A 26,329-nucleotide genomic window follows, 5' to 3' on the forward strand; every position below is an offset into this window, starting at 1 on the left:
GCTCTCCAGGACCGGCCCGCGTCAGCTTCCTGTCCGGGGCACGACCAGGCCCGACTCGTAGGCGGTCACGACCGCCTGGACGCGGTCGCGCAGGCCCAGTTTGCGCAGTACGCGGCTGACGTGCGTCTTGACGGTCTCCTCGCCGACCGTCAGCCGCGCGGCGATCTCGGCGTTGGACAGTCCCTCGGCGACCAGGCGCAGGACGTCGGTCTCGCGGGGCGTGAGCGCGCCGAGCGACGGCGCGATCGGGCGCGGGCGCAGCCGGGCGAACTCGCCGATGAGCCGGCGGGTGACGCTCGGTGCCAGCAGCGCCTCCCCGGCCGCCGCGACGCGGACGGCGTCGAAGAGCCGTTCGGCCGTCACGTCCTTGAGCAGGAAACCGCTGGCGCCCGCGACGAGCGCGTCGTAGACGTGTTCGTCGAGGTCGAAGGTGGTCAGCATGACGATCCGGGGCGAGCCGCCATCGCCGGCCGCGGCGGTGATCCGCCGGGTGGCCTCGATGCCGTCCATGGCGGGCATCCGCACGTCCATCAGCACGACGTCCGGGTGCTGCTCGCGGCAGGCCAGGATCGCCGCGGCGCCGTCGGCGGCGGTGCCGACCACGGTCAGGTCGGGCTGGGTCTCCAGCAGGGCGCCGAATCCGGCCCGGACCACCTCCTGGTCGTCGGCCACCACGATCCGCACGCGCGCGCTCACCTGCCGTCTCCCGCCGTGACCGGGAGCGTGGCCTCGACGAGGAATCCGTGGCCGGGCGCCGGTCCGGTGCGCAGCTCGCCGCCGACCGTCGCGGCGCGTTCACGCATCCCCAGCAGCCCGTGCCCGTCCGCGGGCCCCACGCCGTTCCGGCCGCCGCCCGGCCTCAGATCCTGTCCCGGGACCGGTGCGAGGCCTGGGCCGTTGTCGCGGACGCGCAGCCGCAGCACGTCGTCGTCGTAGTGGACCTCGACGTCGACGGCCGCGCCGGGGGCATGCCTGCGGGCATTGGTGAGCGCCTCCTGCACGATGCGGTACGCGGTCAGCTCGACTCCCGGGTCCAGCGGCGTGGCACGGCCGCGCAGGATGAGGCGGGCCGCGACGCCGCCGGACTCGCGTGTCTCGTCGATCAGCTCCAGCAGCTGCTGCAAGGTCGGCTGCGGCCGGCGGGTGGTCTCGGCGCCGGCGTCCTCGCGCAGCACGCCGAGCAGCCGGCGCATCTCGGTGAGCGCCGTCCGGGCGGTGTCGCCGATGGCGAGCAGGTGCTTGGCGCCCTCGGGGGGCATGCCGGGCACGGCGAGCCGCGCGGTCTCGGCCTGCACGGAGATCATCGAGATGTGGTGGGCCACGACGTCGTGGAGTTCGCGGGCGATCCGGGCCCGTTCGCCGCGCGCGGTGAACTCCAGCAGCGTGCTCTCGATGGCGCGTCTGGAGGCGTCCCGTTCGACCGCCGCGGCGCGTACCCGCGCCACCCTGCGGCGGACCACCAGGTACCAGGCGGCGGCGAGCGCGGCGACGCCGGTGGCCAGCGGCGACCGGTAGAACGGCACGGACAGCAGCGTCGCGGCGGTGACCGCGGCGGCCACCGCGAGGATCTGCCGGCGGGCGAACGTGACCGGCACGGTCGCGCACAGCGCGAGCAGCACGCCGACCGGCAGGTTCGCGTTCACGCCGGTGCGGGCCACGGTTTCGGCGAGCGCGGTCAGGCCGAGCGCGGCGCCGGCGATGACGGGGGCGCGGCCGCGCGCCGCCTCGGGCAGGTTCACAGCGTCATTCTCACTGACCGGGACGGGTCGTGGCGTCCCCCTGGTCCGCGGTCCGCCCGTCCCCCGTGCGGGGGACGCGGCGGCGGCCCGTCCCCCGGCCCGCGCGAACGAAGATGACCCCCGCGCGTGACGACGGCGCGGGCCCGCGCTTCCTAGCCTCCTGGTCATGAACGCAACCATCGAAGTCCGCGGGCTGCGCAAGCGCTACGGGCCAACCGTGGCCGTCGACGGCCTGTCCTTCACCGTCGAGCCGGGGCAGGTCACCGGGTTCGTCGGGCCCAACGGCGCGGGCAAGTCGTCCACGATGCGGATGATCCTCGGGCTGGACCGGCCGGACGAGGGCAGCGCGCTCGTCGGCGGCCGTCCCTACCGGACGCTGCGCTCCCCCCTGTGCCAGGTCGGCGCGCTGCTCGACGCGTCGGCGGTGCATCCCGGCCGGCGGGCACGCGACCACCTGCTGTGGATGGCGCACTCCAACGGCCTGCCCGTGCGGCGGGTGAACGAGGTGATCGACCTGGTCGGGCTGGGGCCGGCGGCCGGACGCGCGGCGGGCGGCTTCTCGCTCGGCATGCGGCAGCGGCTGGGCATCGCGGCGGCGCTGATCGGCGACCCCCCGGTGCTGATGTTCGACGAACCCGTCAACGGCCTGGATCCCGAGGGCATCACGTGGATCCGCGGGCTGCTGCGTTCCCTGGCGGCCGAGGGCCGCGCGGTGCTGGTCTCCAGCCATCTGATGAGCGAGCTGGAGGACAGCGCCGACCATCTCGTGGTGATCGGCCGCGGCCGGGTCATCGCCGACACCAGCGTGCGTGAGCTGCTCACGGCCGCCTCCAGCGGGCGGGTGATGCTCCGCACCGGCCGGCGGCAGGAGGCGATGACCGTGCTCGCCGCCGCCGGCGCGACCGTGGCGGCGAACGGCCCCGACGTGCTGACGGTGTCGGGGCTGCCCGCCGAGCGCATCGTGGCGCTGCTGACCGAGGGCGGCGTGAGCTTCTCCGGCATCGCCGAGCACCGTGCCTCCTTGGAGGAGGCCTACATGGAGCTGACCCGCGACACCGTCGACTTCCGAGGCGGGGCGAAATGACGACCACGACGACGACGCGGTTCCAGAGTTCCGTCTCCGGGGCACGGGACGGCTTCACCCGGCTGGTGCACGCCGAGTGGACGAAGTTCCGGTCGGTGCGCAGATGGACGCTGGGGATGCTGGCGATGGCGGCGCTCACGGTCGGGATGGGCCTGTTCATCGCCTCGGGCAGCGGGACCGACGCCAACTCCCACCCGGAGGAGCTCACGATCGGGCCCGACGGGACCCGCGTCCAGGACGTGTTCCAGTTCACGCATCGGCCGCTGCGGGGCGACGGCACCGTCACCGCCCGCGTGACGTCGCTGAAGAGCGTCGACGGCGGAACGACCGCCGGGTGGGCGAAGGCCGGTGTGATCATCAAGGCGGGCACCAGGCCCGGCTCGACGTATGCGGCGGTGATGGTCACGCCGGGCCACGGCGTCCGGCTGCAGTCCGACTTCACCAAGGACGTGGCCGGTGAGTCCCGGGCCATCCCGGGCTGGCTGCGCCTGGTCCGTTCCGGCACGTCCGTCACCGGTTACGAGTCGGCCGACGGCAGAACGTGGCGCGAGGTCGGCACGGTCAAACTGCCCAAGCTGCCGCAACGCGCCGAGGTCGGGCTGTTCACGACGTCGCCGGGGATCATCAAGGTCCAGCGGGAATTCGGCAAGACGGCCGCTGGGCAGACGACCTCCGTCGTCTCCGCGACGTTCGACAGCGTGAGCGTGCAAAACCAGCAGCAACCCCCGCAGCCTGCCCAGCCCGCGCAACCCCCGCAGCCCGGGCAGCCCGGGCAGCAGGCGGTGCCGTGGACCCACACCGCGGTCGGCCCGTCCGCCAAGGGCGGCGACGAGTTCCAGGGCAGCGAGAACGCGGGCACCTTCACGCTGCGCGGGCTCGGCGACATCGCTCCCCGGTCGGCCGATGACGACCCGGTCCGGCTCGCGTTCACCGGCGTCATCATCGGCATGATCGCGGCGGTCGCGCTGGGCGTGCTGTTCATCACCGCCGAGTACAAGCGCGGCATGATCCGGACCAGTTTCGCGGCCGGCCCGCGCCGCGGCCGGGTCCTGGCCGCGAAGGCGATCGTGATCGCCGCGGTGACGTTCGCCGCCGGGCTGGCCGCCGCCGTCGTGCTGTTCTACGTCTCCCAGCCGGTGTTGCGCTCGGGCGGCTTCGCGCCGCCCACCTATCCCGAGCCGTCGCTCGCCGACCCGCCGGTCATGCGCGCCGTGGCGGGCACCGCGCTCTTCCTGGCCATGGTCGCGGTGCTGGGCCTCGGCGTCGGCGCGATCCTGCGGCGCAGCGCGGGCGCGATCGCCGGTGTCGTCTCGCTGCTGGTGCTGCCGGTCGTCATCGCGTCCGCGCTTCCGGTGTCGGCCGCGACGTGGATGATGCGCCTCACCCCGGCCGCGGGCATGTCGATCCAGCAGACCGGCACGACCTACCCCCAGGTGGAGAACGTGTGCCTCCCCGAGGACGGCTGCTACTACTCCGAGCCGTGGGCGGGCATCGGCGTGCTGGCCGCCTACACCGCGGCCGCCCTCGGCGTCGCGTACTGGCTGCTGCGCCGGAGGGACGCGTGATCCGCACGCTGCACGCCGAATGGACCAAGCTGCGCACGTTGCCGGGCAGCGCCTGGTCGTTCCTTGGCGTGGTCGCGGTGACGGTGGCGCTGAGCGTCGCGTTCACCGCGTCGGTGGACGCCGCCGACTGCGTGACGGCCCAGGGCTGCCATGAGGACACCACCAAGCTGACGCTCTCGGGGACCTGGCTCGGGCAGGCCGCCGTCGTCGTCCTCGCCGCGCTCGTGATCACCAACGAGCACGGCACCAGGATGATCCAGACGACGCTGGCGGCCACGCCGCGCCGGGCGGTGGTGCTGGCGGCCAAGGCCGTCGTGGTCGCGGGCGTGGTCCTGGCGGCCGCGGTCCTGGGCGTGTCCGGGTCGCTGCTCACCGGCCGGTTCCTGCTTGAAGGGAACGGGTTCACGGCGGCCAACGGCTATCCGCCGCTGTCGCCGGCGGCCGAGCCGACGTTGCGGGCGGCGGCCGGCACGGTCCTGTACCTCGTCCTGGTCGGCCTGCTGAGCCTGGGCGCCGGGGCGCTGCTGCGCGACACGGCCGCGACGATCACGGCGGTGCTGACGTTGTTCTACGTCGCGCCCGTGGCCGTCCAGGTCGTCGGCGACGCGCAGTGGCGGGAACGGCTGGAGAAGGCGGCGCCGACCGCCGGCCTGGCCGTGCAGGCGACCCGGGACCTGGACCGGCTGCCGATCGGCCCGTGGGCGGGGCTGGGCGTGCTCGCCGCCTACGCGGCCGGTGCCCTGCTGGCCGGGGGCGCCGCGTTCATCCGTCGTGATCCCTGACCGGGGACGCGGCCCGGCGGTGCGGGCGCGGGCGGGGGCGGCCCGCGCCGGTGGCGTACGCCGTGGCCCGGGTCAGCGGCCCGCCGTCCGCCGCCTCGCGCCACAGGTCGCGCCATACCGTGGGGAAGGCGTAGCACGGCACCCCGTCGTCGATCAGTTCCAGGACGCGGGGCTCCCCGAGCCAGGTCGCCGCGAACGAGTACAGCCCGGTCAGCCGGGGCGCGATGACGCCGAAGTCCAGCAGCCGCGGCAGCGACCCCTCGGCGGCGACCAGGTCCTCGACCGTGAGGCCGGTGAGCGGGTAACGCTCGGGGAAGGCGCGGCGCAGGTCGAGGAAGAAGCCGACCGAGCCGCGCCGGGGGTCACCGGCCAGCCGCCCGACCGTGCCGAACGAGCCCAGAGCCAGCCGCGGCCGGGCCACCAGCGCGTGGGTGTAGAGGACACGCAGGAGGGCGACGTTCATCATGAACCGCTCGGCGGCCAGCTCCGCCTCGGCGAGCGCCACGTTCTCCAGGTAACCGGCCACGATGCTGGAGTTGTGCGCGCGGTACCAGGCGGCGGGCGTCGGGACGCGCAGGAACTCGCCCCACAGCCCGACGCTGTGCGCCGAGGGCCGGCCGGCTCCCGTCTCCCGCAGCAGCGCCGCCTCGATCTTGTCGCACAGCAGGCGGTCGTTGACCGCGCGCCACCACGGGCTGCCGGGCGTGGCGGCGGTGGGCGGGTTGAGCACGCCCCGTGCGATCGCCCAGCGCAGGAACGCCAGCTCGGCGCGGCCGTAGGAGCGGCAGGAGCGGTGTCCCCGGCCGGCCGCGACGTAGAACTCGGTGGCCAGCCGTATCCGGTCGTCCGTCGCGCCCGTGACCTCGCGGACCCTCGCCGCGGCCAGGGACGCGGCCTCTGTCTGCCCCACCTGCAACCTCGCTCGACCTCGCCGCGGCACCGCGGAACCCAGTGTCGCATCCCAGGGTGATCGCCTACGATCGCCGCCATGGCCTTTGCCGTCCGTCCCGCCAAGGACCGCGACCTTCCTCTGCTGGCCGAGATCGAGCGCAGCGCGGACAGGCTGTTCGCCCCGCTCGGCATCGTGTTCCCGGCCGGCCCCACCGTCATCGAGGAGGTCGGCGCCGGCGCGCTGCAACTGCTGGTGGCGGGCGACCCGCCGGTGGGGTTCGCGGCGGTCATCGAGGTCGACGGCCACCGGCATCTGGAGCAGATCGCGCTGCGCGCCGACCACACCGGGCGCGGGCTCGGCCGCCCGCTGCTGGAGCGCGTCCTGCGCGACGCGCGCGGTCACGCGGGCGGCGAGGTCACGCTCATCACCTTCCGCGACGTGCCATGGAACGGTCCGTGGTACGCGCGGTCCGGCTTCACCGAGATGCCCGAGGCGGAGTGGGGTCCCGAGCTGCGCGCGCACTGGCAGGAGGAGATCGCGGCGGGCCTGCACGAGCTCGGGCCGCGCCTGGTCATGCGTCATCCCGGCGGCTGAAGACGCCTGCGCGGGCGGCGGCGAACGCGGCCGACCCCGCCCGGTCCGCGACGTCCCGGTCGACGGGTTCACCGGAGATGAACAGCCGGTAGTAGAGCGGTGCCACGGCCGTGCGCACCACTTCCGCGGCGTCGGTTCCGGATGGCAGCTCACCGCGTTCGACCGCGCGCGTGACGATGACGGCGGCGTCGCGCTGGCGCCGGGCGAAGAACGCGTGCAGCGCGGCTGCGGCGGCGCGGTCGTGGACGGCGGCGGCGACGAACGCGGACGAGGCCGGTCCGAGTTCGGGATCGGTGAAGCCGCCGTGGACCAGCCGGGCCAGCTCGCGCAGGTCGCTCTCGGCCGAACCGGTGTCGGGGACGGGCCACGGTTCTTCGGCGGCCAGATCCAGTGCGTCGGCGATGAGACCTTCGGCGTTCCCCCAGCGGCGATAGACGGTCGTCTTGTGCACGCCCGAACGGGCCGCGACGTTCTCGACGGTCAGCCCCTGATAGCCGTGCCGGGCGAGTTCGGCGAGCGTGGCCTCACGTACGGCGGCGCGGGTCCGAGCGGTGCGCCCGCCTGGGCGTACCGTCCCCGGCTCCGACGCCTCGGCGGACATGCCCTCACTCTAACGCGACCCGGGTTGCGTTAGAGATCGTGCGATCCGGCGGTTTCGTGTGCCCGCGCGCGGCGGAAATCCGGTTGGCCGGAAATGCGGCGGTCCGTTACAACGGATCACATGCTTCACAAGTATCCCCGGACCCGGCACATCGAGGGCTCCCGGTTGCAGCCCGGGGACCACGATCTCGCCGCCGTGCCCTTCCGGGAGATCGCGGGGCGGTACCTGGTGGTGGAGGAGAAGCTCGACGGGGCGAACGCCGGGATCAGCTTCTCGGCGGAAGGCGAGCTGCGGCTCCAGAGCCGCGGCCACTACCTGACCGGCGGGCCGCGCGAGCGCCAGTTCGGCCCGCTGAAGGCGTGGGCGGCGTCGGTGCGGCACCGGCTGTGGCCCCGGCTCGGCGACCGGTACGTGCTGTACGGGGAGTGGCTGTACGCCAAGCACACGATGTTCTACGACGCCCTCCCCCACTACTTCTGCGAGTTCGACGTCCTCGACCGGCATGACGGCACGTTCCTGTCGACCGCGCGGCGGCGCGAGCTGCTCGCCGGGACGCCGGTGGTGTCGGTGCCGGTGCTGCACGAAGGACCACTGCCCGACCTGGCGTCGCTGACGGCCTTGACCGGCCCTTCGACCTGCCGGACGGCGGGGTGGCGGGACGCGCTGCGGGCCGCGGCGGCGGGCGGCGCGGCCTGCGAAGGCACCGACCGGTCGGACGACATGGAGGGCCTCTACATCAAGGTGGAGGAGGACGGGCTGACCGTCGACCGCTTCAAGTGGGTGCGGCCGAGTTTCCTCACCGCGATCTCGGAGTCGGGCACCCACTGGCAGGACCGGCCGATCGTCGCCAACGGCCTGGCCGATCCGGAGGTGCTCTATGCGGGTGTTTGAGGATCTGTGTCCTTCCCCGCCGCACTGGCGGGTGCCCTGGCAGGAGATCAGGGAGACGTTCGCCTGGGTGCGCGATATGGCCGGCGTGCCGCAGGACGCGGTCCACCACGCCGAGGGCGACGTGGAGGTGCACACGCGGATGGCGTGCGAGGCGCTGGCGTCGCTCCCCGCCTGGCGGGCCCGCCCGGCCGGTGAACGTGCGCTGCTCTTCACCGCGGTCCTGATGCACGACATCGCCAAGCCGTACTGCACGCAGGCCGACGGCGACGGCCGGATCACCGCGCACGGCCATTCGCGGCGCGGTGATCTGATGGTGCGCCGGATCCTGTGGGAGCTCGGCGCGCCGGTCGCCTGGCGCGAGCACGTGGCGGCGCTGGTGCGCCACCATCAGGTGCCGTTCTGGGCGCTGGAACGCCCCGACCTGCGGCAGATCGTGTTCCGGGTGAGCCTGCTGGCCCGCAACGACGACCTGGTGCTGCTGGCCACCGCCGACATCCTCGGCCGGATCTGCGGCGACTCCGCCGAGGTGCTGGACAACATCGCGCTGTACGAGGAGTACTGCGCCGAGCAGAACTGCCTGGACGGGCCACGGCGGTTCCCGTCCGACCACGCCCGCTTCTGGTACTTCCGCAAGCCCGGCCGGGACCCCGACTACGACGCCTATGACGACACTCGCCTGACGGTGACGGTCCTGTCGGGGCTCCCGGGAGCCGGCAAGGACCACTGGATCGCGGCGAACCGCCCGGACCTGCCGGTCGTGAGCCTGGACCGGCTGCGCGGCGAGATGGGCGTGAACCCGTCCGGCGACCAGCGTCCGGTGGCGGCCGCCGCACACGAGCTGGCGCGCGGGCATCTGCGGGCGGGCCGCTCGTTCGTCTGGAACGCCACGAACGTGTCACGGACGCTGCGCGAACAATGCACCGGACTCGCCGCCGACTACCGGGGCCGCATCGAGCTGGTCGCGCTGGAGGCGCCGCCGGGAGTGCTGCGCGAACGCAACCGTTCCCGCCGGGCGCCCGTCCCCGAAGCGGTCGTCGACCGGCTGGTCGGCCGCTGGGAGACCCCGGACCCGACCGAGGCGCACCAGGTCCACTGGCTGTCGACGGCCTGACCACAGGTGGCGTGGCTACTGGTCGGCGAGGAAATCCCGCAGGGCCAGGGCGACGGCATCGGGGGACGCGAAGTGTTCCTCGTCCGGCATGACGTGGTGGCGGCCGTGGGGCATGGCGGCGGCGAGTTGCCTGCCGGTTTCGATCATCCAGTCGAAGCTGGCGCCGCCGCACAGCAAGAGCGTGGGGACCGGTACGGTCGCGGCCTGTTCTGCTGGTTGGGCGCCGCCTCTGCTGGCGGCGGTGAGCACCTCGAACGGGTCGTTGGGCAGGGTGTGTGCGGCGGCCTGCGTGGCCGGATTCTGACTCAGTTGGTCGATGACCTGCCGCGGCATTCCTGTTGGCGCCAGAAAGCGTTCGATCGCCTCGGCGCGGCGGCCTTGCGCGAGCAGTGCCTTGATGGCCTCGGCCTGCCGGCGGGCGGCCTTGTCCTCGGCGGCCTGGCGCTGTTGGGGGTCCTCGCCGTCGCGGTGGGGGGTGAAGGGCGGCTCGTGCAAAATGAGCTTGGTGATGGGCAGGCCGTCGGCGGCCGCGTGCAGAGCCAGGGCCGCTCCGGAGGAGTGGCCGTAGACCGAGGCGCTGCCACCGGCGTGGTCGATGAGCGCGGCGAGGTCTTCGATTTCGCGCTGGACCGCGTAGGGCGGGGCGTCGCCGCTGTCGCCGCGTCCTCGGCGGTCGTAGTTGAACACTGTGCAGTGCCGGGCCACTGCTTCGGCGAGGGGACGGGTCGCCGCGCGGTCGCAGAGCGCCGCACCGATGAGGATGACCGGTGGGCCTTCGCCCAGCCGGTCGTAGGCGATGGCCGTGCCGTCTGATGAGACCACTTTTTCCATGGCCGTTCCTTTCCCAAAGGCCGCGTCGCTGGATTGGGTGCGGCTCTACCAGGACGACAAACGAGGCCACCGAGAATCGACACCGGAGCCGGATCAACTGTGGCGGAGCGCCTCCGCGAGGCGTCGGGACAGGTACCGGCGCTCAGCGTCGGTTCCGGCGAGTTCGAGTGCCTGGCGGTAGCTGTGAGCGGCAGCTCGGTGTCGTCCCAGGCGGCGGAGGAGATCGGCTCGGGTTGCCGGAAGCAGGTGATAGGAGGAGAGAGCGCCGGATCGCTCCAGGTCCTCCACCAGGTCCAGCCCGGCTTGCGGGCCATAGGCCATGGCTACGGCCACTGCCCGGTTGAGATGGACGACAGGGGTGGGCATCAACCGGGCGAGCTCGGAGTAGAGGGCGGCGATCTGGGGCCAATCGGTGGCCGCGGCGGTGGGCGCGGTGGCGTGGCAGGCGGCGATGGCGGCTTGCACCTGGTACGGGCCGGGTGAGCCGAGCTGGAGTGCCGCGTCGAGCAGGCCGGTGCCCTCGGCGATGGCCGCGCCGTCCCAGCGGCTGCGATCTTGGTCCTCCAACGCCACCAGGTCGCCGGTGTCGTCCTGACGCGCCGCGCGGCGGGAGTCTTGGAGCAGCAGGAGTGCCAGCAGGCCGGAGACCTCGGGATCGCCGGGAAGGAGCTGGGCCAGGACCCGGCCGAGCCGGATCGCTTCGGCGCACAGATCCGGGCGGGTGTGGTCGGCGCCGGCGCTCGCGGAATAGCCCTCGTTGAACAGCAGGTAGATGACGCCCAGGATCGCGTTGGTCCGTTGCGGGAGAAGGTGGGCGGGCGGGACGCGGTAGGGGATGCCCGCCTGGCGGATCTTGCGTTTGGCCCGGACGAGCCGTTGCGCCATCGTCGGTTCCGGGACCAGGAAGGCGCGCGCGATCTCAGCGGTGGTCAGGCCGAGCAGGGTGCGCAGCGTGAGAGCGACGCGCCCGTCGAACGGCAGCGCGGGGTGGCAGCAGGTGAAGATCAGCCGCAGCCGGTCGTCCGGGACGCCGCTCTCGTCGAGGGGATCGTCCAGGTGGTTCAAGGTGGCCGCCTCCTGGAGTTTGCCGGCCTCGGTCGCGGCGCGGCGCAGCCGGTTGCGGGCGTGGTTGCGCGCCGTGGTGGTCAGCCAGGCGCCGGGGTTGCGGGGCAGGCCGTCGCCGGGCCAGCGTTCCAACGCGCGCGCGATGGCGTCCTGCGCGCACTCCTCGGCCAGGTCCCAGTCGCCGGTCAGGCCGATCAGCGTCGCGACGATGCGGCCCCATTCCTCCCGGAAGACCTTGGCCACCGCGGCCTCGGCCTCGCTCAACTCGGCCAGAGCGGCCTCACCTCGATCGTTCCGTACCGGGCCACGGGATGCCTGGAGACGACGGCGATCGCCTCCTCCAGATCCTCGCATTCGATGAGGTCGAAGCCGAGGATCTGTTCCTTGGTCTCGGTGAACGGGCCGTCGGAGACCAGCGTCTCGCCGTCACGCACCCGGATGGTGGTCGCGGTGCTGGTGGCGCGGAGCGCGGTGCCGAACGTGCGGATGCCCCGGGCGTCCATCTCCCTGACCCAGTCCTCGGTCTCCGGGTCGGGCGGGGGGTGGTCCAGGTGCTGGTGCGGTCCCACGGTCTCCGACTCGACAGCGCAGATCAGCAGCAGGTACTTCACGGGTTCCTCCTAGATGGGCTGGTGGTTCTTGCGGGGCGCAAGAGGATGTGGGCCAGCGGCAGGGTGACCAGCGCGATGGCCACCGCGACCATGAATCCGAAGCGGTAGCCATCGGTCAGTGCGTCCTCCAGCATGGTGCCCGCCGGGGCACGGCCGGTCCGCCAGACGGCGGCACTGGAGATCAGCGCGACGCCGAGGGCGCCGCCGAGCTGGAACGCCGCCGTGCTGATCCCCGAGGCCACGCCGGAATGGCGTTCCTCGACCTCCGACAGCGCCGCGATCGTGCCGGCGACGGTCCCCGCGCCGAGTCCGGCACCGAAGATCAGCAAGGCGGGGAGCAGGTCGGTCAGGAAGGTGCCGTCCGCGTCGATCCGGGTGAGGTGCGCGCAGGCCAGCGCGGTGATCAGCAGGCTGACCACCGCGACCCGCCCAGGCCCGCACCTGGTCACCGCGCGCTGTCCCACGGTGGAGCCGACGATGGCCATGACCGCGTTGATCGAGCTCATCAGCCCGAACGCCGACGCGCTGTAGCCGAGGACGTTCTGTGCGTACAGCGTGAGCGTGAAGGCGACGCCGCCGAAGACCATCATCCCGATGGCGACCGTGACCAGGCTGCCACCGATCAAGGCCGGTGAACGGGCCAGCCGCGGCGGGATCAAGGGATCGGCCGAACGCGATTCGGCCCGCCAGAAGACGACGCCCAGCACGGCCACGGCCACCAGGGCGGGCCACGTCCGCGGGCCGGTCCATCCGTGCACCGGCACCTGGACGACCGCGTACACCAGCAGCATCGCCGCCATCGTCACCGTCGCCGCGGCCGGCGCGCCGAAGGAGCCGCCGCGGCCACGCTCGTGGTGCTCGCGCAGCAGCACCGGGCTCAGCGCGAGCAGCGCGACGCAGACCGGCACGTTGAGGAAGAAGATCCACGGCCAGCCGGGCCCCTGCGTGATCGGCCCGCCCACGAGCGCGCCGGTGGTGCCGCCGATGCCGCCGGTGGCGCCCCAGAACCCCAGGGCCCTGTTGCGCTCCGCGGCCTCGACGAACGTCGCCATGACGATCGACAGCGCGCTGGGTGCCATCATGGCCGCCCCGGCGCCCTGGAACATCCGCGCGACGACCAGCAGTTCACCCGACGGGGCGAGCCCGCAGCCCAGCGACGACAGCGCGAACACCGCGACGCCCCACATGAACACGCGCCGGCGTCCGAGCCGGTCCGCGGCCCGGCCCCCGAGCAGCAGCAGGCCCCCGAACGTCACGGCGTAGGCGCTGACCACCCACTGCGCTCCGTCCGCCGACAACGCCAGGTCGCCGTCGATCGACGGGATCGCCACGATCACGATCGAGGAGTCGAGGATGATGAGGAACAGGGTCGTGCACAGCAGCGCCAGCGCGTACCAGCGGTGCGGCTGCGCCCGCTCAGGCGACGTCGCCACCCGGATGGGCCGGCTCATTCCACCGCTCCCTTGCCGTCGCGGCCGGGACCATCCCGGCTCACCCTGACGACAAACGAGATCGCGGCGGATCGACACCTCGACCGAAATCGACCCTGCGAATTCAGAGCAGCCCGGGCGGATCGAGCGTGCCGGGGGCGCTGTCGAGGTAGGCGAGCACGGCCCGTACGCGGCGGTGGCCGGAGTCGTCCGGGGCCAGGCCGAGCTTGGCGAAGATGTTGCCGATGTGCTTGTGGACGGCGTTGTCGGAGATGCGCATCCGCTCGGCGATGGTGGCGTTGTCGTGGCCCTGTGCCATGAGGGCGAGTGACTCGCGCTCGCGGGGCGTGAGGCTGTCCAGGGGGTCGCCGGCGCGGCGCGCGAGGAGCTGGGCGACCACTTCGGGGTCCATGGCCGTGCCGCCGGCCGCGACGCGGCGCAGGGCGTCGATGAACTCGGCCACGCGGCCGATGCGGTCCTTGAGGAGGTAGCCGATGCCGCCGCGGCCGTCGGAGAGGAGCTCGCCGGCGTACTCGCGCTCGACGTACTGCGACAGCACCAGGATCGGCAGCGCGCCGTGCTCGCGGCGGGCCCGCAGCGCGGCGTGGATTCCCTCGTCGCGGAACGACGGCGGCAGCCGCACGTCCACGATGGCGATGTCGGGGCGGTGCTCGGCGACGGCCTCCAGGAACGCCTCGCCGTCGGGGACGACCGCCGCGACCTCGCAGCCCTTGGCCGCCAGCAGCAACTCCAGGCCGCCGGCCAGCAGGACGTTGTCCTCGGCCATCACGATCCGCACGGGATCTCCTGAACGCTCACGTCGCGCACGGTACCTGGACGGCGAGCGTGGTGGGGCCGCCCGGCGGGCTGTCGAGGCGGACGGCGCCGTCCAGGGCGGCGACCCGCCGGCGCATCCCGGCGATTCCGGTGCCGCGCGCCTCGTCGGCGCCGCCCTTTCCGTCGTCGGTGACCTCGATGGACAGCACGTCGCCCGCGCGTTCGACCCGGAGGGCGGCCCGCGTGGCGGCGGCGTGCTTGGTCACGTTCGTCAGCGCCTCAGCGATCACGTAGTAGGCCACCGCCTCCACGGCCGCCGGGAGGGCGGGCAGGTCGGCGAGCTCGATGTGGACCGGCACGCTCGACCGGGCGGCCAGCGCCGCCAGTGCTCCGTCGAGCCCGCGGTCGGCGAGGATCGGCGGGTAGATCGTCTGAAGCACCGTGCGGAGCTCGGTCATCGCCTCCTCCGCCGTCTCGTGCGCCTGCCGGAGCAGCGTCGCGACCGTGTCGGGGTCGTCGGCGAGCGACTCGCGGGCCAGGCCCACCTGCATGGCGATGGTCACCAGGCGCGCCTGCGTCCCGTCGTGCAGGTCGCGTTCGATCCGCTGGAGCTCGGCGCCGTGGGCGTCGACCACGCCGACCCGGCTCCTGGTGAGCACGTCGACGCGCTCGGTGAGCCGTTCGCGGGCGGACGGGGCGAGCACCGCCAGGCACAGCCGCGCGTGGAGCCGCGCCAGCGCCGGGAGCACCCACCAGGCCGCCGCGCCGAGGACGGCGATCTGCGCGGGCCCCAGGATCAGCGCGGTCGCCCAATCGTCGACACGGACGTCGAAGAACGAGAGGAGGCTGGGGCGCTCGTCGGCGGGGAACGCCCACCACAAGGGGATCGCCACCGCGGCGACCAGGATGTTGCCCAGGCATATCAGGGCGGCCATTCCCAGCGGGAATCCGACGGCGACGTGCGCGAGCGCCCAGGCGAGGATTCGCCGCCCGGCCGTCCGGCCGCCGGTGGGCACGCCGAGGAGCCTGCCGGCCCGCTGACGGTGCCGGCGCGCCCAGCCCCGCGCCGCCGCCGGTACGAGCAGCACCGGAAAGGCCACCGCCGTGGCCACGGCGGTGGCGAGCGTGGCCAGCAGGTAGACCGACCCGGAGAATGCACGGTCACGCATGCGTACCTCCCCGCGACGCCCGTGTGGAGATCATTATCCGCCGCCGCTGCCCGCCGGGCACTACAGCGGGCTGTACCAACGCGCCTGCGGCCGGCTGTATCGTGCCGGACGCCCGCCGTGAATAGCGTCCTCGACCATGAAACCGACATTCACGCGGACCGGCAGGCGCCTGGTCCCGGCCCTCGCCCTGATCGCTGTGTCCGCCACCGTCGTGCCCCTGGCCGAAGCCGCCGGTGGCCCGCCCGCCGACGGCGGGCCGCCGCCACCGCTGCGCTGGAAGTCCTGCGTCCAGGTCAGCGACGACGCGGCCGGCCGGGAGCTCGACCGGGCGGGCGCGCGGTGCGCGGAGCTCACCGTCCCGCTCGACCACTCCAGACCCGGCGGCCGCACCATCACGCTCGCGCTGTCGCTCCTCCCCGCCACAGACCGCGACCGCCGCATCGGCACCCTGGTCCTCAACAGCGGCGGCCCCGGCGAGGGCACCCTGGACAAGCCACTGCAGACCCGCGCGGCCATGAAGGACGTCGGCGCCCGTTACGACCTCGTCGGCCTGGACCCGCGCTTCGTGGGGCGCAGCACGCCGCTCGACTGCGGCTGGCCTATCGGCCTGTGGCTCCGGTCGGCCGGCCCGACCCGTGCCCGGTTCGACCACCAGGTGGCGGTGCAGCGCGACCTGGCCGAACGCTGCGCCCGGCGCCACGCCGACGTGCTCCCGTACGTCAACACGCGCGACACCGCCCGCGACATCGACCTCGTGCGCCGCGCCCTCGGGGAGCGCCGGGTCTCCTTCCTCGGCTACTCCTACGGCAGCTACCTGGGCGCGGTCTACCTGCAGATGTTCCCCGGCCGCACCGACCGCGTGGTCCTCGACAGCGCCGGCGACCCGCACAAGTGGGGCCCCAGGGCGACGCAGGGCACCGAGGACGAGGCGGAGCGCGCGCTGCACGGCTGGGCGGCCTGGGCCGCCAGGCGTCACGGCACCTACGGCCTCGGCGCCACCCCCGCCCGGGTGCTGGCCACCGTGAACGCGATCGTCGCCGCCGCGGAGAGGCGTCCGCTGCGCGTCGGACCGTACGAGGTGGACGACCAGGCGGTCCCGTACCTGCTCTCCGTCGGCTCGGGTGACGACCGCCCGGCGGCCCGCGCGGACTTCGCCTCCACCGTCCGCACGCTGAACGAGGCCGCGCACCGCCGCCCGGCCGAGCCCGGCCCCGAGCTCGACCGCTTCCTCACGTTCATCCTGACCGGCGCCGGCTCGCCGCTCGCGAGCCCGACCGCCGCGATCACCTGTGGCGACCGCGCCGCGCCACGCGACCCCGGCACCTACTGGAACGACGTCCAGCGCAGCCGCGCGCGCCATCCCCTCTTCGGCCCTCTCAAGAACAACATCTGGCCCTGTGCCTTCTGGCCGAACGAACCGCGCGAGCTCCCCACGCGCATCGGCAATTCGGCCCCCGCGCTGATCGTGTCCGCCACCGGCGACACCGCCACCACCTACGAGGGCAGCAGGGCCATGCGCCGGGCGCTGACCGGCTCGCGCCTGCTCACCCTGCGCGGCACCACCGCCCACGGGATCTACGGCGAGTACGGCAACGCCTGCGTGGACGCCAAGGTCAACGCCTATCTGGCCACCGGCGCCCTGCCCGCCGCCGACCTGGTCTGCCGGCCCTGACACGCCGCCCCGGAGCCATGACATCGGCGTGCCGGGTGGCACACTCCCTGTGTCAGTGACCTTTGCGGCGAAGGAGGAACGGTCGTGGAAGCTTCCGGTCAGGTGGCGCTGGTGACGGGTGCCGGGTCCGGCATCGGCGGCGCGGTCGCCACGGCACTGCTGGGCGCCGGGTGGCGGGTGGCGCTGGCGGGCCGCCGGGCCGGGGCGCTGCGGGCCACGGCGGACGCCGCCGGCGCGCCGGCGGACCGGGTCCTGGCCGTGGCCGCCGACGTGACGTCGCCGGAGTCGGTCGAGGCGCTGTTCGCGGCCGTGGCGGAGCGGTGGGGGCGCCTGGACCTCCTGGTCAACAACGCCGGGACGTTCGGTGCTCCCTCGCCGGTGGAGGACTTCGGCATCGAGCAGTGGCGGACGGTCCTCGACACCAATCTGACCGGCTCGTTCCTGTGCGCGCGGCAGGCGTTCCGCGTGATGAGGGAGCAGCGTCCGCAGGGCGGCCGGATCATCAACAACGGGTCTCTGTCGGCGTACACGCCGCGTCCCCACTCGGTGGCCTACACCGCCAGCAAGCACGCGGTGACGGGGCTGACCAAGACGTTGTCGCTGGAGGGCCGCCGCTACAACATCGCCTGCGGGCAGATCGACATCGGCAACGCGGCCACCGACATGACGAGCGGTTTCGGGTCGGGCACCCTGCAGGCCGACGGGTCGACCAGGTCCGAGCCGGTGATGGACGTGCGGCACGTGGTGGACGGCGTGCTGTACATGGCGGGCCTGCCGCTGGACGCCAACGTGCAGAGCCTGACGGTGCTGGCGACGGCGATGCCCTCGTTCGTCGGCCGCGGCTGATCAGCGGCGTCCGGCGGCGCCCGCGTCCCAGGCCCGGTGCGGCTGTCCCGGGACCGAGCGCACCAGGAAGGAGACCCAGGAGCGCAGCGGCCGCCAGTGGTCGGCGATGCGCGCGTAGTCGGCGGCCTCGGCGGACTCCGGCAGCCCGTAGAGGCCGCGGACGGCGGCCAGAAGCCGCGGTTCGGCGTCGGGGAAGACGTCGGGGGTCCCGGCGCCGCGGACGAGGATGAGCCCGGCCGAGAACGGGCCGACGCCCGGGAGCCGCCGCAGCAGTGCCAGGGCCTCACCGGGCGGCGCGGCCCGCAGCGCCTCGGCGTCCAGGGTGCCGTCGAGCGCGGCGTGGGCCAGGGCGCGGATGCGGGACACCTTCACGCCCGGCACGCCGGGCAGGGACGGCGCGGCCGCCACGACGTCGGGAGCGGGGAAGGCGGCGGCCCGGTGGCCGTCCCAGTGCACCTGCGAGCCCAGTTCGCGGGTGATGCGTTCCTTGACGGCCGAGGCCGAGCGCATGGAGGTCCGCTGCACCAGGACCGCCCAGCAGGCCGCCTCCCAGGTGCTCCAGAAGCACACCGGCCGCCGTCCGGGTGCGCGGGAGATGAGATCGGCGGCGATGTCGTCGCGTTCGGCGATGCCGGCCAGCGGGGTCCCGTCGACGTCGGCGGACAGGATGCGGGCGACGTCGCCCGCCAGGTCGCGGGTGACCGGCCGGGAGGCCGTCACGCGCAGGCGCTGGCCGGTCTGGGTCACGTGGACGCCGGTGGGCGTCCACTCGCCCGGGACGCAGTAGGCGAACCGCAGGCCGCCGGCCGCTCGCGGGGCCGCCCGCGCGGTGGGCGGCCAGTCCTCCAGGAACTCCAGCGTCTGGCCGAGATCGTAGGGACCGCGTACCCGCACGGTCCCGGCGTCACCGACGGTCACGGTGCCCCCCTTTCGCCGGGCCACCTTACCTGTCGGCGTGACGCCGCAGGTCATCGGCCAGTTCGCGGACGGCGGCGCGCAACTCTGAGGGGCGGCGGATCTGGAAGGGCCAGCCGAGCCCGGCGAGCATCACCGCCATGCCGTCGAGGCGTTCGGCGCGGGTGACCATGAGGACTCCCCCGTCGGCCTCGGTCAGCGTGGCGGTGGAGGCGGGCACGCGGCGCCGCGCCTCGTCCAGGGACGTCTCCAGCCAGACCTCGACGTCGTACCGGTAGGGGACCTTGGCCAGTGAACGGGTGACGTGCTGGACGGGGTCGACGTCCACGGGGATCTGGAAGGTGGCGTCGCCGGGTTCGGCCGAGACCACGCGGTCCACGCGGAAGGTGCGGACCTCGCCGCTGCGGTGGTCGTGCCCGGTCACGTACCAGCGTCCCGAGTGGAAGACCAGCCCGTAGGGGTCGAGGTCGCGTTCGCTGTCGCCGCCCTGCCAGGAGCGGTAGCGCAGCCGGACACGGCGCCGCTCGCGCGCGGCGGCCGCCAGGGTGAGCAGGGCGGCGGTGGCCGGGGCGGTGGCGTCGCGGGCGGCGAGCGTGAAGCCGAGGGTCTCCTGCAGCGCCTGGACGCGGTCGCGCAGCGCTGCGGGCAGGACGCGCTGCACCTTGGCCAGTGTGCTCTCGGTGGCCTCGCCGGGCAGGCCCAGGCGCCGCCCGGCCAGCAGCCCGAGCACCACGGCGGTCGCCTCGTCGTCGGTGAGCATCAGCGGCGGCAGCTTGTAGCCGGGCATCAGCCGGTAGCCGCCGTAGCGCCCGCGCTCGGCGACGACGGGGATGCCGAGCTCCTCCAGCCGCGCCGCGTACCGCCGCACGGTGCGTTCGTCGACACCCAGCCGCCGGGCCAGCTCGGTGCCGCGCATACGGTGGTTGGCCTGCAACAACTCCAGCATGGCCAGGACGCGGGTCGTCGGGTGTGACACAGCTCACTCACTTAATCCGGGCGGGAACTGTCCGGTATCGACCTTACGTTAGTGCCAACGGATCGACAGAGAGAGAAGGCATCGATATGGCGACGTTCGTACTGGTCCCCGGCTTCTGGCTCGGCGCGTGGGCGTGGGACGAGGTGGCCGCCGGGCTGCGCGCGGCGGGGCACGAGGTGCACGCGGTGACGCTCACCGGCCTGGCCGAGCGGGCGGCGGAGGCGACTCCCGAGGTGAACGTCGACACCCACGTCGCCGACATCATCGGCGTCATCGAGGACAACGACCTGCGGGACGTGGTCCTGGTGGCGCACAGCGGCGCCAACATGCCGGCGACGGGCGCGGCCGACCGCGTTCCCGAGCGGCTGAAGCGGATCGTCTACGTCGACACCGGGCCGATGCCGTCGGGCATGGCGCAGATCGACTTCGCCGACCCCGAGGAGCAGGCGGCCACGCGCCGGCAGGTGGAGTCCGAGGGCGAGGGCTGGCTGCTGCCGGTGCCCGCGTTCGACCCCGAGGCCGACCCGGTCACGCTGGCGGGGCTGACGGCCGAGCACCTGGCCGCGTTCGCCGAGCGCGGCACGCCCGAGCCGTTCGGCGCGGCGACGCAGCCGCTGATCCGGCCGGAGACGCTGCCGGACCTCCCCAAGACGGGGATCTTCACCACCATCCCGCTGGCGGTGGTGGAGCAGATGGCGGCGGGCGGCAACCCGGGGTTCAGCCTGATGGCCGGGCCCGAGTGGACCTACCACGAGCTGCCGACCGGGCACTGGCCGATGTTCTCCAAGCCCAAGGAGCTGGCCGGGCTGCTCGACGAGATCGCGCGCTGACCCGTCCCTCACGCCGCGGTGTCGCGGCGCCGCACCGCCCTCTGGCCCGGCCGGGTCAGGGGGCGGTGAACGTGCAGGGCAGCCGCTTGACGCCGTTGATGAAGCTCGACACCAGCCGGTCGGGCTCGCCGGCGGTGCGGATGTCGGGCAGCCGGGTGAACAGCTCCCGGAACATGACGGTGATCTCGCGGCGGGCGAGGTTGGCGCCGAGGCAGAAGTGGGGGCCGGGGCCGCCGAAGCCGACGTGGGGGTTGGGGTCGCGGGTGATGTCGAAGACGTCGGGGTCGGCGAAGACCGCCTCGTCGCGGTTGGCCGAGTTGTAGAACAGGATCACCTTGTCGCCCGCGCGGAAGGTGTGCCCGTTCAGCTCGTGGTCGCGGGTGAGGTTGCGGCGGAACTGGATGACCGGCGTGGAGTACCGCACGATCTCCTCGACCGCGCCGGCGATGCGGCCGTCGAAGTCGGCCAGCAGCAGCTCGCGCTGGCCGGGGTTGTCGCTGAAGAGCGTGAGGCCGTGCGCGATCGCGGTGCGGGTGGTCTCGTTCCCGGCGACCACCAGCAGCAGGAAGAACGTGCCGAACTCCTGCGCGGTGAGCTTCTCACCGTCGATGTTGGCGTTGACCAGCGCCGAGGTGAGGTCGCCGGTGGGCTTGGCGATGCGCTCCTTGCCGAGCCTGGCGGCGATCACGTGCAGTTCCCGGCTGGCGCGGGCGACCTTGGCCAGGCCCAGGCCGGTGCGGATCCTGCCCAGGTCGGGGGTGATGCCGGTGTACTCGGCGTCGGAGTTGCCCAGCACGATGTTGGTCAGCCGCACCACGCGGGGGTAGAGGCTCGCGGGGATGCCGAGCATGTCGCAGATGACCTCGACCGGCAGCCGCACCGCGACCCCGGCGACGAAGTCCCCGGGCCCGGCGGCGATGAGCTCGTCGACGATCCGCGCGGCACGGCTCTGGATGTCGTCCTCGGTCTTGGCGAGCATCTTGGGGCTGAACGCGCGCGACACGATCCGGCGGATCTTGGCGTGCCGCGGATCGTCCATGTTGATCATGGAGTTGACGTAGCGGTCGAGCCACTTCGGCGAGTCGACGACCGTGGTGGCGTTCGGCTCGCTGCTGAAGATCTGCGGGTTGCGGCTGGCCTCGGTGACGTCGGCGTGCCGCACCAGCGCCCAGTACCCCTGCCCGCGGCGGGTGAAGGGGATCGCCGGGTCGGGGAACAGGCGCGGCCCGTCCTGCTCGCGCAGCACGGCGAACGCGGCGGCCCGCTCGTCCAGCGGACGCTGCCAGAACCGCAGGTCACTGAGGTTGATGTCGCCGACCTGTCCGCCGGGCGCCTGGATCGCCACCGCCACACCGCCTTCCCGCAGCCCAACTGACCTTCTCCAGCCCATACTTGGGTAAGTGCTTGGTTACGGTCAATGGGGTGGGGCCTCCTGTGACCCAGGCCACCCCGCCACGAGCGCGGCGCCGATCCGGCCGAGCACCACGCCGAGCGCCCAGCCCGCGATGGCGTCGGTGGGCCAGTGGTAGCCGAGGGTGACGACGGCCACCGCGACGCCCGCGATCAGCACGTGCGCCGCGACGCGGACGCGCCGGGTCGCACCGAGCACGGCGAGGATGAAGATCCAGCAGGCGGCGGCGTTGGCGGCGTGCCCGGACGGATAGGACAGGTACCCGTCCTGGAACAGCAGGTCGGCCCCGGCGAGCGGCGGGGTGCGCGCGAACGCGACCTGCGCGGCCCGGATCGTCAGCTCGGCGCCTACCAGCCAGAGCGCCGCCCTGGCCAGGAAGCCGATGACGCTGCCCGGCCCGCGGTCGCGGTGCCGCCAGGCCACCCACAGGGTCGCCAGCGCCGCGGCGGTGGCCACGATCCAGTACTGGCCGCCGTTGACGACCGTCCGCCAGAAGAAGTGCCAGGCGCCGGTACGCGGTGGCAGCCCGTCGGCGAACACCCAGTGGTCGAACCGCCGCAGCGGCCCGCCGGCGAGCACGTCGACGGTCGCCGCCACCGCGACGACGGCGGCGGCCAGCGGCGGCGCGTACGGCCGCAGCCGGTTGGGAAGGCGCCCGCCCCCCGATCGAGGCACCCGCATACGTCGATCTTGCCTCACCGGCCGGGCGGTCACTCCCCCCGGCGCGCCCGCGGTCTCGGCCCGGGGGGACAATGTCTGCCGTGACCACAACCTCCTCCCCCACCCCTGCCGTGCCCCCGGCCGCCACGGCCTATGACCGCCTCATCGCGCTGCTGGACGAGGCGGGCGCCTCGTACCGGCTCATCGACCACGAGCCCGAGGGGCGCACCGAGCTGGTCAGCGCGATGCGCGGCAACGACGTCGCCGCCGCCGCCAAATGCATCGTGGTGATGGTGAAGCTGGACAAGAAGACCAAGCGGTTCGTGCTGGCCGTCGTGCCGGGCGACCGCCGCGTCGACCTGGGCGCGGTGAAGGCGCTGCTGGGCGGCACCTACGCCGGGTTCGCCACGGCGTCGGTCGCCGAGGAACTGGCGGGCAGCGTCAGCGGCACGATCCTGCCGTTCTCCTTCCATCCCGACCTGGAGCTGGTGGTCGACCCCGCGCTTCTGGAGCACGCCGAGATCTACTTCAACGCGGCGCGGCTGGACCGGTCGATGGCGCTGGCCACCGCCGACTACCGGTCGCTGGCACGGCCGCGCACCGCCGCCATCGCCGAGCCCTCACCGGCCGTCTAGAACGCGCCGTCTAGAACGCCGTCGGGTCAGCGGCGGTAGCTCAGGCCGTGGCCGAACGGGTAGAGGGTCTGGCCGGGGTTGTCACGCGCGGGGATGGTGACGGGCAGCTTCCCGGCCGGGGACAGCTCGCCGAACAGCACCTTGCCGAGGGACCGCATCGCCTCGGCGGTGTAGGAGTAGGTCGCCAGGTAGGTCTGCGCCTCGGGGAAGTAGGCGATGTCGTAGGGGTCGCGGGCGGCGACCACGACGACCGGTTTGCCGGTGGCGATGAGGGCCTTGACCAGGTTCATCTGGCCGGGGCCGTTGTGCGGGGCGCCGGGGGCCGGCTGCTCGATGTCCCAGGCGCGGTTGGTGACGGCGACGATGAGGTCCTGGCCTTGGGCGGCGGCGACGGTCTGCTGGATGCGTTCGGGGGTCGGGCTGACGCCGCTCTCGGACACGGTGGCGGCGGCGCCGCGCTTGGTGAGCTCCTCGCCGAGGAGCCGGGTGGTGGTGGCGCCCCAGCCGGCGACCAGGACCTTGCGGGCGCCGGGGCGCAGCGGCAGCAGCCGCGCGTCGTTCCTGACCAGCGTGGTGGTGCGGTCGGTGGCGCGCTGCGCCACGGCCAGGTGCGCGGGCCGGCCGACGAGCTGGTCGACCTTGGATTCGTCGGCGAACGGGTCGCGGAACAGGCCGCGCTTGTTCTTCAGCGCCAGGATCCGGTAGACCGACTCCTCGATACGGCGTTCGGTGAGCTCACCGTCGCGGACGGCGTTGACGACCGCGTTCAGCTGCACCCGGAACAGGCCGTTGCCGGCGGCGTCGAACGAGGGCGGCTTGAGCAGCACGTCCACGCCCGCCTTGAGCGCCAGTACCGGGACGCGGTCGTCGCCGTACTTGGTCCGCACGCCCTGCATGTCCAGCGCGTCGGTGACGATGACGCCCTTGTAGCCGAGCTTGCCGCGCAGCAGGCCGGTGATGATGGGCCTGGAGAGCGTGGAGGGGTCCTCGGAGGGGTCGAGGGCGGGGTAGATGATGTGCGCGGTCATGATGGAGTCGGCGCCGCGCGCGATCGCGGCCTTGAACGGCGGCAGGTCGACGCGTTCCCACTCCTCGCGGGTGTGGTCGACGCGCGGCACGCTGATGTGGCTGTCCAGGTGGGTGTCGCCGTGGCCGGGGAAGTGCTTGACGGTGCCGGTGACGCCGCCGGCGCGGTACCCGTCGACCTGCGCGGTCACCATCTTCGCCACGAGCGCGGGGTCGGAGCCGAAGGAGCGGACGCCGATGACGGGGTTGGCCGGGTTGACGTTGACGTCGGCGTCGGGCGCGTAGTCCTGGTTGACGCCGATGGCGCGCAGTTCGCGGCCGGTGATGCGGGCGAGGGCCGCGGCGTCGCGGGCGCTGCGCCCGGCCGCCAGCGCCATGCTGCCCGGTGACTGGGTGGCGGGCGGCTGGACGCGCGCGACGATGCCGCCCTCCTGGTCGATGGCGATCGTCGCCGGGATCGGGACGCGGGTGGCCATCGCGGCGCGCTGGATGCCGTTGGAGAACGCGGCGAGCTGCCCCGGGTCGGTGACGTTGGGCGGGTCGGCGGAGTAGTAGATGATGCCGCCCGGCTTGTAGCGCGCGATGAGCTGCGCGGCGTTGTCCAGGCCGTACAGCCTGCGGTTGCGGGCGACGTCGGCGGGGTCGGTGGTGTCGGCGCTCTTGCCGTACACCTGCAGCACGAACAGCTGCGCGGCCTTCTCCTCCAGCGTCATCGACCTGATGAGCCGCAGCAGCCGCCGGTCCTTGCCGCGGTCGGCGGCGTCCGCGTGGGCGGGGACGGCCGTCATGCCCGACAGGGTGAGCGCCGCCAGCGCGGCGGCCAGGGCGGTACGGCGGGGTGTTGAGGCTGCGATGGGCATGAGGGCTCCCTGCGCTCGCTCCGGCGCCGCCCCCGTACGGCAAGGGACACGACCAAGATCGCGTTCCTGCTCGCAACGTAGGCACCCGCGCGGCGCACGTCAACCGTCCCGCTCGCCTTTGTCCCCGGAGTCCCCGGAGTGTTGGTTCTTGGAGCGTCCGTGTTGGCGCCGGGTGCGCAGCCGGGCCGGGACCGGCGGCGGCCCGACGACGGTGAGCGGGTCGTCCTCGACGTCGTACCGGCGGATGTAGGCGCTGAGGAACGCCTGGAGGCTGGCGCCGACGGGCAGCGCGAGCAGCGCGCCGATGGGCCCGACGAGGGCGGTGCCGGCGAGCACCATGCCGAACGCGACGGCGGGGTGCATGTCGAGGGTGCGGGCGGTGATGCGCGGCTGGAGCACGTAGTTCTCGAACTGCTGGTAGGCGATGACGAACAGCAGGACCCACAGGGCGGTCGAGGGGCTCTTGGCGAGCGCCACCAGGGCCGGTGCGGCGCCAGCGAGGTAGGTGCCGACCGCGGGGATGAACTGCGACACCACGCCCACCCACAGCGCCAGGGTGACCGCGTACGGCACCTCCAGGATCGCCAGCGCGATGTAGTGCGCGATGCCGGAGAACAGCGCGAGCAGGGCGCGGGAGTAGATGTAGCCGCCGGTCTTGTCGACGGCGATCCTCCAGGCCCACAGCACCTGGCGCTGGCGGTGCGGGGGCAGCAGCGAGCACACGCTGCGGCGGAACTGGGGTCCCTGCGCCGACAGGTAGAAGGTGAACAGCAGCATCCCCAGCCCCTGGAAGACCACGCCGAGGGCGGTGGCGCCGATCCCCCACACGTTGCCCGCCAGGTCCGAGGCGTGCTTGGACATCTCCTCGGTCATCGTGGGCAGCTTGGACAGCAGCGTGTCCTGCGACAGCCGGGTGCCGAACGTGTCGTTGATCCAGGAGATGAGCTGGTCCACGTAGCCGGGGAAGCCGTTGGCCAGGTTGGTGGCCTGCGCGACGATCAGCGAGCCCAGCACGCCGATGAAGGCGGCCGACACCGCGGTGAGCACCAGGAACATCGCGCCGGTCGCCCAGCCGCGCCGCCAGCCCCGGTCGGCGAGCCAGTTGACGGCGGGCTCGATCGCGAGTGCCAGGAACAGCGAGGTCAGCAGCAGCAGCAACATCCCGCGGAGCTTGCCGAGCAGCCACAGCCCGCCCGCGAACATCAGCACGGTCGTGGCCGCGAGCACGAACGCCTTGGGCAGCCACAGCGGCATCGCCCGCGCCGGGCCGGGGGCCGGCGGGTCCTTCGGATGCGCCATTCCGGCACGCTAACCGCGGCCGCCCTCACCTTTCCCGGGGCCGCGCCACCGCTGTGG

General features: G+C 73.4%; 26 protein-coding genes. 10 read left to right on the forward strand and 16 right to left on the reverse strand.

What is annotated here, in order from left to right; genetic code table 11:
- Positions 1-21: 21 nt before the first annotated feature.
- Together ABD333_RS14060 and ABD333_RS14065 are read right to left on the reverse strand one after the other, a co-directional pair.
- Positions 22-696 (reverse strand): response regulator, encoded by a 675-nt coding sequence (locus ABD333_RS14060; protein ID WP_344541098.1) that lies wholly within the window; start codon positions 694-696, stop codon positions 22-24.
- On the reverse strand, positions 693-1,739 hold the full coding sequence (locus ABD333_RS14065) for a sensor histidine kinase (protein WP_344541099.1): 1,047 nt from the start codon (positions 1,737-1,739) through the stop codon (positions 693-695). The genes ABD333_RS14060 and ABD333_RS14065 overlap by 4 nt, the downstream gene beginning before the upstream one ends.
- Positions 1,740-1,905: 166 nt before the next feature.
- On the opposite strand from ABD333_RS14065, the gene ABD333_RS14070 reads away from it, so the two are divergent.
- Genes ABD333_RS14070 through ABD333_RS14080 form a run of 3 tightly spaced genes read left to right on the forward strand, consistent with a single transcriptional unit; the run spans position 1,906 to position 5,170 of the window.
- Positions 1,906-2,823 (forward strand): ABC transporter ATP-binding protein, encoded by a 918-nt coding sequence (locus ABD333_RS14070; protein WP_344541100.1) that lies wholly within the window; start codon positions 1,906-1,908, stop codon positions 2,821-2,823.
- A complete protein-coding gene (locus tag ABD333_RS14075) occupies positions 2,820-4,388 on the forward strand; it encodes an ABC transporter permease subunit (protein WP_344541101.1) in 1,569 nt (522 codons plus the stop codon). Before ABD333_RS14070 ends, ABD333_RS14075 begins: the two co-directional genes overlap by 4 nt.
- Complete coding sequence (locus ABD333_RS14080) at positions 4,385-5,170, forward strand: ABC transporter permease (protein WP_344541103.1); 786 nt, start codon at positions 4,385-4,387, stop codon at positions 5,168-5,170. The genes ABD333_RS14075 and ABD333_RS14080 overlap by 4 nt, the downstream gene beginning before the upstream one ends.
- On the opposite strand, the gene ABD333_RS14085 is transcribed toward ABD333_RS14080, so the two are convergent.
- The gene (locus tag ABD333_RS14085; protein WP_344541105.1) at positions 5,151-6,080 is read right to left on the reverse strand and encodes a hypothetical protein; all 930 of its coding nucleotides are present in this window, start codon (positions 6,078-6,080) and stop codon (positions 5,151-5,153) included. The genes ABD333_RS14080 and ABD333_RS14085 overlap by 20 nt on opposite strands.
- A gap of 78 nt (positions 6,081-6,158) precedes the next feature.
- Here ABD333_RS14085 and ABD333_RS14090 point away from each other — a divergent pair, with 78 nt between their 5' ends.
- Positions 6,159-6,656: a GNAT family N-acetyltransferase gene (locus ABD333_RS14090; protein ID WP_344541107.1), complete on the forward strand. Its 498-nt coding sequence runs from the start codon at positions 6,159-6,161 to the stop codon at positions 6,654-6,656.
- Here the strand turns inward: ABD333_RS14090 and ABD333_RS14095 are convergent.
- Positions 6,634-7,257, reverse strand: coding sequence for a TetR/AcrR family transcriptional regulator (locus tag ABD333_RS14095; protein ID WP_344541108.1), 624 nt, complete (start codon positions 7,255-7,257; stop codon positions 6,634-6,636). The genes ABD333_RS14090 and ABD333_RS14095 overlap by 23 nt on opposite strands.
- A gap of 120 nt (positions 7,258-7,377) precedes the next feature.
- On the opposite strand from ABD333_RS14095, the gene ABD333_RS14100 reads away from it, so the two are divergent.
- Both ABD333_RS14100 and ABD333_RS14105 read left to right on the forward strand, forming a co-directional pair.
- Positions 7,378-8,148 carry an RNA ligase family protein gene (locus ABD333_RS14100; RefSeq protein WP_344541109.1) on the forward strand — a complete coding sequence of 257 codons (771 nt, stop codon included), beginning with the start codon at positions 7,378-7,380 and terminating at the stop codon, positions 8,146-8,148.
- Entirely contained in the window at positions 8,135-9,259 is a 1,125-nt protein-coding gene (locus ABD333_RS14105) for an AAA family ATPase (RefSeq protein ID WP_344541110.1), read from the forward strand. Before ABD333_RS14100 ends, ABD333_RS14105 begins: the two co-directional genes overlap by 14 nt.
- Before the next feature lie 15 nt (positions 9,260-9,274).
- Here the strand turns inward: ABD333_RS14105 and ABD333_RS14110 are convergent, their stop codons facing one another.
- The 6 genes from ABD333_RS14110 to ABD333_RS14135 form a co-directional block, all read right to left on the reverse strand.
- Positions 9,275-10,090: an alpha/beta fold hydrolase gene (locus ABD333_RS14110; RefSeq protein ID WP_344541111.1), complete on the reverse strand. Its 816-nt coding sequence runs from the start codon at positions 10,088-10,090 to the stop codon at positions 9,275-9,277.
- A 93-nt stretch (positions 10,091-10,183) separates the two neighbouring features.
- Positions 10,184-11,419 carry an RNA polymerase sigma factor gene (locus ABD333_RS14115; protein ID WP_344541112.1) on the reverse strand — a complete coding sequence of 412 codons (1,236 nt, stop codon included), beginning with the start codon at positions 11,417-11,419 and terminating at the stop codon, positions 10,184-10,186.
- Entirely contained in the window at positions 11,416-11,766 is a 351-nt protein-coding gene (locus ABD333_RS14120; RefSeq protein WP_344541113.1) for a YciI family protein, read from the reverse strand. The genes ABD333_RS14115 and ABD333_RS14120 overlap by 4 nt, the downstream gene beginning before the upstream one ends.
- Positions 11,763-13,217 carry an MFS transporter gene (locus ABD333_RS14125; protein ID WP_344541114.1) on the reverse strand — a complete coding sequence of 485 codons (1,455 nt, stop codon included), beginning with the start codon at positions 13,215-13,217 and terminating at the stop codon, positions 11,763-11,765. The genes ABD333_RS14120 and ABD333_RS14125 overlap by 4 nt, the downstream gene beginning before the upstream one ends.
- Before the next feature lie 103 nt (positions 13,218-13,320).
- The gene (locus ABD333_RS14130; RefSeq protein ID WP_344541115.1) at positions 13,321-13,995 is read right to left on the reverse strand and encodes a response regulator transcription factor; all 675 of its coding nucleotides are present in this window, start codon (positions 13,993-13,995) and stop codon (positions 13,321-13,323) included.
- A gap of 16 nt (positions 13,996-14,011) precedes the next feature.
- Positions 14,012-15,142 carry a sensor histidine kinase gene (locus ABD333_RS14135; protein WP_344541117.1) on the reverse strand — a complete coding sequence of 377 codons (1,131 nt, stop codon included), beginning with the start codon at positions 15,140-15,142 and terminating at the stop codon, positions 14,012-14,014.
- Between the two features lie 136 nt (positions 15,143-15,278).
- On the opposite strand from ABD333_RS14135, the gene ABD333_RS14140 reads away from it, so the two are divergent.
- Positions 15,279-16,814 (forward strand): alpha/beta hydrolase, encoded by a 1,536-nt coding sequence (locus tag ABD333_RS14140; protein ID WP_344541119.1) that lies wholly within the window; start codon positions 15,279-15,281, stop codon positions 16,812-16,814.
- 84 nt (positions 16,815-16,898) lie between these two features.
- Complete coding sequence (locus tag ABD333_RS14145) at positions 16,899-17,660, forward strand: SDR family oxidoreductase (RefSeq protein ID WP_344541120.1); 762 nt, start codon at positions 16,899-16,901, stop codon at positions 17,658-17,660.
- On the opposite strand, the gene ABD333_RS14150 is transcribed toward ABD333_RS14145, so the two are convergent.
- Positions 17,661-18,578 (reverse strand): DNA-3-methyladenine glycosylase family protein, encoded by a 918-nt coding sequence (locus ABD333_RS14150; protein ID WP_344541122.1) that lies wholly within the window; start codon positions 18,576-18,578, stop codon positions 17,661-17,663.
- Positions 18,579-18,603: 25 nt separating this feature from the next.
- A complete protein-coding gene (locus tag ABD333_RS14155; RefSeq protein ID WP_344541124.1) occupies positions 18,604-19,551 on the reverse strand; it encodes a helix-turn-helix transcriptional regulator in 948 nt (315 codons plus the stop codon).
- An 86-nt stretch (positions 19,552-19,637) separates the two neighbouring features.
- Here ABD333_RS14155 and ABD333_RS14160 point away from each other — a divergent pair, with 86 nt between their 5' ends.
- On the forward strand, positions 19,638-20,381 hold the full coding sequence (locus ABD333_RS14160; RefSeq protein ID WP_344541126.1) for an alpha/beta fold hydrolase: 744 nt from the start codon (positions 19,638-19,640) through the stop codon (positions 20,379-20,381).
- Between the two features lie 55 nt (positions 20,382-20,436).
- Here ABD333_RS14160 and ABD333_RS14165 read toward each other — a convergent pair whose 3' ends face one another.
- Both ABD333_RS14165 and ABD333_RS14170 read right to left on the reverse strand, forming a co-directional pair.
- Positions 20,437-21,726 carry a cytochrome P450 gene (locus tag ABD333_RS14165; protein WP_344541127.1) on the reverse strand — a complete coding sequence of 430 codons (1,290 nt, stop codon included), beginning with the start codon at positions 21,724-21,726 and terminating at the stop codon, positions 20,437-20,439.
- 69 nt (positions 21,727-21,795) lie between these two features.
- On the reverse strand, positions 21,796-22,473 hold the full coding sequence (locus ABD333_RS14170; RefSeq protein WP_344541128.1) for a phosphatase PAP2 family protein: 678 nt from the start codon (positions 22,471-22,473) through the stop codon (positions 21,796-21,798).
- Between the two features lie 80 nt (positions 22,474-22,553).
- On the opposite strand from ABD333_RS14170, the gene ABD333_RS14175 reads away from it, so the two are divergent.
- Positions 22,554-23,087, forward strand: coding sequence for a YbaK/EbsC family protein (locus ABD333_RS14175; protein WP_344541129.1), 534 nt, complete (start codon positions 22,554-22,556; stop codon positions 23,085-23,087).
- Positions 23,088-23,113: 26 nt separating this feature from the next.
- Here ABD333_RS14175 and ABD333_RS14180 read toward each other — a convergent pair whose 3' ends face one another.
- Both ABD333_RS14180 and ABD333_RS14185 read right to left on the reverse strand, forming a co-directional pair.
- Positions 23,114-24,973, reverse strand: coding sequence for a glycoside hydrolase family 3 protein (locus ABD333_RS14180; RefSeq protein WP_344541130.1), 1,860 nt, complete (start codon positions 24,971-24,973; stop codon positions 23,114-23,116).
- 99 nt (positions 24,974-25,072) lie between these two features.
- Positions 25,073-26,272 carry an AI-2E family transporter gene (locus tag ABD333_RS14185; RefSeq protein ID WP_344541131.1) on the reverse strand — a complete coding sequence of 400 codons (1,200 nt, stop codon included), beginning with the start codon at positions 26,270-26,272 and terminating at the stop codon, positions 25,073-25,075.
- Between the last annotated feature and the right edge of the window lie 57 nt (positions 26,273-26,329).

The sequence above is a fragment of the Actinomadura fulvescens genome (genome assembly GCF_039533225.1).
Lineage (GTDB): Bacteria > Actinomycetota > Actinomycetes > Streptosporangiales > Streptosporangiaceae > Spirillospora > Spirillospora fulvescens.